At 56.0% G+C, this 3,973-nt stretch carries 4 protein-coding genes; 3 read left to right on the plus strand and 1 reads right to left on the minus strand.

The annotated features are described in order from the left end of the window. Positions 1-568 (plus strand): hypothetical protein (locus tag CW742_RS08450; protein ID WP_292419087.1); only part of this gene is annotated, 568 nt, incomplete at its 5' end. Between the two features lie 8 nt (positions 569-576). Further along, a complete protein-coding gene (locus tag CW742_RS08455; protein WP_292419089.1) occupies positions 577-1,686 on the plus strand; it encodes a radical SAM protein in 1,110 nt (369 codons plus the stop codon). Positions 1,687-1,759: 73 nt separating this feature from the next. On the opposite strand, the gene CW742_RS08460 is transcribed toward CW742_RS08455, so the two are convergent. After that, the gene (locus CW742_RS08460) at positions 1,760-2,707 is read right to left on the minus strand and encodes a hypothetical protein (RefSeq protein WP_292419092.1); all 948 of its coding nucleotides are present in this window, start codon (positions 2,705-2,707) and stop codon (positions 1,760-1,762) included. Between the two features lie 439 nt (positions 2,708-3,146). Here CW742_RS08460 and CW742_RS08465 point away from each other — a divergent pair, with 439 nt between their 5' ends. Next, entirely contained in the window at positions 3,147-3,536 is a 390-nt protein-coding gene (locus tag CW742_RS08465) for a hypothetical protein (protein ID WP_292419095.1), read from the plus strand. Positions 3,537-3,973 lie beyond the last annotated feature (437 nt).

The raw sequence follows: 3,973 nt of genomic DNA on the forward strand, positions 1-3,973 counted from the left end.
CTATCCGCTCATCGCCCGCTCTTCGTTCCGCACCATCCCCTTTTCCCGTGCCGGGCTTCTCATCACCGGCGTCCTCGGCAACGGGAGGCCGTTCGGTATCGAGGAACTCAAATCAATAACCGGCGGTGTGGGTATCCTTGACATGGAAGTGTTTTACACGCCGGAACAGGCGTACACGTTCCTTGCAGCAATGGGTGATGCGGGGCGGGCATTCGAGCTGACCCATATCATTCCTATCGATCTGCTTGTCCCGCTCTTCTACGGCCTCTTCCTCTCGACCTTCATCTCATGGCTCCTGCACCGGTGGCTGCCGGCAGCGAGCCCGTGGCACCGGCTCAACGTCATCCCGGTCATCGGGGCGCTCTTCGATTACCTGGAGAACCTCGGGATCATCGCGATGCTCCTCGCATGGCCGTTGGAGATGTACAGCATTGCCCAGATCACGATGGCAGCAACACTTCTCAAGTTCGGGTTCTCCGTGCTCGCGGGCGTTGTCGTGCTCTGTGCGGTTGCCGGCTGGATCCTTTTGGTACTCAGGCAGCGGTGCAGCGGGGGCCCGGCATCGTGATGAAAAATATGGAGGAGCGCATGGATGCCAGCAATTTCCGCGAGTTGTTTGATGCGACCATCAGCGAAACGCTCGCACAGGCAGTAAGGATTGTCTCATCAGACCCGGCGCTTCTCATCCCCGGGACCGTGATCCTCCACCACCAGAAAAAGGCGGCAGCGGTACGGAAGAACCATGAACGCGAAGGCCTCATGGTCCCGCCCATCATGATTACGAGCATCACCTCCCGCTGCAACCTTGCCTGCGCCGGCTGCTATATGCACGGGCGCCACGAAAAACCGGTGCCCGAGATGAGCCGGGAGGTACTTGAGAGCGTTGTCGGCCAGGCAGCTGATCTCGGTGTTTCGGTCATTGTTATTGCCGGCGGTGAACCACTGGTGAGGCGCGATGAGATCCTCTCTCTGGCACACCACCATCCGGCAGTCCTCTTCCCGGTCTTCACAAACGGCCTCTTAATCGATGATGCTGTCGCCGCGACAATCGCCCAGCACCGCAACATCGTTCCCGTAATCAGTTTCGAAGGATTCCGGGTGGAGACCGATACACGCCGCGGGGAGGGGGTTTACGACCGGCTCCTCGCCGTGTGTTCCCGGTTGAAGCAGCGGAATGTCTTCTTCGGCGTCTCGATCACCACATCGCGCGAAAATTTCCCGCGGGTCACGGGTGAAGACTTTGCCCGTGAAATGCTTGCCGCGGGGGCCCGCGTCCTCACGTTCGTTGAGTACGTGCCCATGGAACCGGGCACGGAACATCTCGTCCTCACACACGAGCAGAAGAAGGTCCTGCAGATCGTTCTTTCCGATTTCAACCGGAAGTTCCCGGCACTCTTCATCGGGTTTCCGGGTGACGAGGACCAGTACGGCGGCTGCCTTGCCGCAGGCCGGGGTTTCGTGCACGTGAGCCCGTCAGGAAATCTCGAACCCTGCCCGGCAGCACCGTACTCGGATGCGAATCTTGCGCAGGTACCGTTAAACGAGGCGCTTCGTTCCCGGCTGCTTGCACGGATCCGGCAGGAGCCGGAGATCCTCACGGAAACTGAAGGCGGCTGTGCGCTACGGGCGAACCGGGCGTGGGTGGAGGGACTTCTCCCACAACCGGATACAACAAAATCCGCATGATTGCGGGACCGTTGCAGAGAATGCGGATGCCCCGTTCCGTGCTAACGATCGAAAAAATGTTCCTTTCCCTTCTCTATCCGCGTACACCCGCGACAGCGGTCGGAGTTTTTATGATATCGTCCGCTGTTTTGGTTATACTATTCCAGAAAGTTCCAAATGCATTGAAAATCGAATCAAAGATTGTCTTCTCCCGCACCCCTCCGGACACTGAAGTATCACGAATACAGTCCGTGGAAGCAGGTTCAAACTCATACAGGGTCTTCTCGCGAACCCGCGTTACTTCCAGCCCGTGTTCAATTAAGGCAGATGATCCCGGACCGACAACCACCGTGGTTGTATCGGAAACGGGATGGGTCCCGATGCCGGCGGGGATTTGAAGTGAGAAGTAATCCGGATCCGCGGGATTCCGGGAATAATGGACCATGTACACAGTTCCGGTTACTGATCCCAGCTTGACGTCCTTAAGAACATAACCCCCGCGGCAGGCGATCTCCTGTTTCATAACCGCGTAGCCGGAGGTATCGGGGATTGTATCCACTGCCCTGCTGCTTGTTCCAACGGGTGCCAGGCCGAACACTGCGTTCTCTCCCCACTTGCCGTACGCGGGAACCGTATACGTGTAGGGCCCGGTGATCGTATGCTGAACTCCGCCCGGGTACCGTATTGCAACACGGACACCGTCCCCGACTTCGATGTTCCATCCCTCAGAAACCACGTCCCCCCGCGATGCAGGGGCTGTGCTCGCGCCGGCGTGGATCTTCACCTGGGCCGGATTCGACAACTGGGAGATATACGCATATGCGGTTGGGGAGGAAAAGCTGAGCGCGTAGGTGATATACTTGTCAAGGGCAACGTCGACCGTCATACTGTCTGTAATGCCGGCAGATTTCAGGTACGATGCCGGGACATAATCCTTAAATTCTGCAGCCGACGTGATGCTGTTCCGGTCGACAAATGCCGATGCAGGTGCGGGGATGCATATTGCAACGAGAAACAGGCAGGCAAGGAAAAACCGGTACATACCCTGACTTTCGGTTCAGGAAATAAAACATTTTTGATCCTTTTTGTCCAGATTGCCGAGAGTGTGAACCCGGGAAAAATTACCGGCCTGTGGATACATGATATCTTAAGAATCCGGTTGTGCTTAATGAATAACCGACCGTCTTTTTGAACCAGTCCCGGGTACCCAACAAAAGCGGTCACAGGCATGCGCATTCTTCACTGCAGAAGCGTTTCCCCGCGGTATACAGGAAATGGCCCTCTTGTCATACCATCCGGCAGGTGATCCGAAGAGTTGTGCATTGTACGGAAGAAATAAATATTTTTTAAGCGGGAGTATTCCCATCATGAGAGTATGCCGATCTGTCATATGCATTGCAATACTTCTTGTCATCTCTCTTCTGAGTGCAGGATGTATTTCAGCTCCTGAATCAAGTGCAGTGCCCGCGGTGACAACTGGTATGGAACTCCCGGCTTCCATGAATTATCCGGACATCACCGGTACCTGGAAATCCTCGGGCGAAGCCGGCTGGAACCTGAACACGACAATCCAGGATGTCACGGTTGGCGAGAACACGTGGGTGTTTGCTTCGCAGCAAGGCCCCGTTGTCAAAGGCTTCAAACTCTTCCGGCAGCCCTATGGCCCTGATGTAAACCAGACCGTTCTTGGTATTTTTGATCCGGACGGGAAATCCCTCACAATCATCGACCAGCCCGGGGGATGGGCTAAGGCCACCTTTACCGGCCCGGATACAATGTTTGTCGTGCTGACGTACGCCAGCGGGAAGGACACCGGTGGAAACTCCTTTGCGCTGACCATGATGCTGCACCGGGTAAAGGGCACGGTCTGATGGCAGGGAAGGGCTCCCGTCGTGGATATCAGCAGCAGAAAAAACACATCCCGTACCAGCGATGCCTCCCGGCTCCCCATAGCGTGTGCCGGATGGCAAATTCATAGTTTTTTTATAAAAATCCGGTTTCCCGTTTGCCACCCCCATTACCTGGGAAAAAATTTCGTTCACAGCGGTGGCTGTTCAGCCGTGGGACTCCGGATCGGAGTGCAGGCTGTGCGATTTTTGCGCATTTTCCCGGGCCGCTAAAAAGCACGGTTTATTCCTGAAAAATACGCCCCGATTCCAAAAATACTCACATATCGGGGAAATCTCCGTGGGTGTTGGCACCGTTTCCACTGCCGAATTTTTTCATTAGGATCAGCCCTGTTTTTCCCCGTCGAAGGCTGGTATCAGGAGGTACGCCCCTCACGATTCCCTGCCCTCCTCCCAGGTAC

Source organism: Methanoregula sp. (assembly GCF_002835825.1).
GTDB lineage: Archaea > Halobacteriota > Methanomicrobia > Methanomicrobiales > Methanospirillaceae > Methanoregula.